The sequence below is a fragment of the Roseomonas sp. TAS13 genome (assembly GCF_001950415.1).
Taxonomy (GTDB): Bacteria; Pseudomonadota; Alphaproteobacteria; order Acetobacterales; family Acetobacteraceae; genus Roseomonas; species Roseomonas mucosa.
The window spans coordinates 1-899 of record NZ_BDLP01000727.1; the positions used below are offsets into that span (position 1 = coordinate 1).

The window sequence follows — 899 nt, forward strand, 5'->3', positions numbered from 1 at the left end:
TCGCCTTACGGTGGAGCTGTGCGTAGATGTGATCAAGAGACAGGGTGGGGATGGGCTCGTGGGTGACGGTCTCGCGCGGCAGGTGCTCCGGCAGGGGACGGCGGAGCGCGGGACGGCGCTCCCGCTGCTCGCTGCCCCCGCCGCGGGCCTTGCGTTTCTCCTCCGCCGCGGCGCTCCCCGCCGCCGCGTCCTCCTCCAGGTCACCGATCAGCATCTCGAGCTGGCCGATCTCGGCTTCCAGCCGCTCGGAGGACCGCCCGTAGCGCTCGCGCCGCAGCACCGCGAGCTGGACGCGCAGCTTCTCGATCTCGAGCGAGGCGTTCAGCAGCCGTGCGTCCCGCTCGGCCAGCAGGGCGTCACGTTCGGCCAGGGCCGCGTCGCGCGCGACGACGGCCGCATCGCGCTCGGCGAGCACCGCGCGCAGCGCGGCGATCTCGGCCTCGGGTGTGGCGTGCGATATGGGATCCACGGCGTGATTCTACGCGTCGCACCGGCTGTCACAACGACATTCGTGCCTGCCCCAGCTCAGATCGCGGCCTGCGGGCGTGCCGTCCACGCGGGCATGCGCCAGTCGATCCCTTCCAGCAACATTGACAGCATCGCGGGCGTCATCGCGACCACGCCATCCTTCGCCTGCGGCCAGACAAAACGACCCTTCTCCAGCCGCTTGGCGTAGAGCACGAGGCCCTGGCCATCCCACCAGAGCACCTTCAGCAGGTCACCTCTACGTCCACGAAAGCAGAACAATGCGCCCGAGAACGGGTCCTGTGCCAGCACCCCCTGCACAAGAGCGGCCAGCCCGTCGAAGCCCTTCCTCATGTCCGTCATCCCGCACGCCAGGTAGACCCGCGTACCCAGGGGAGGTGCCAGCATCAGCGCGGCGCGAGCCCATCCACGAC

Annotated in this window: 2 protein-coding genes; both read right to left on the bottom strand. The window is 69.9% G+C overall.

The window, feature by feature from the left end; genetic code table 11:
- On the bottom strand, nucleotides 1-469 hold a 469-nt coding region (locus ROTAS13_RS25150), incomplete at its 3' end, for a transposase (RefSeq protein WP_216348754.1).
- Between the two features lie 56 nt (nucleotides 470-525).
- Nucleotides 526-873, bottom strand: coding sequence for an IS66 family insertion sequence element accessory protein TnpB (gene tnpB, locus ROTAS13_RS25155; RefSeq protein WP_075823713.1), 348 nt, complete (start codon nucleotides 871-873; stop codon nucleotides 526-528).
- Nucleotides 874-899: the final 26 nt, after the last annotated feature.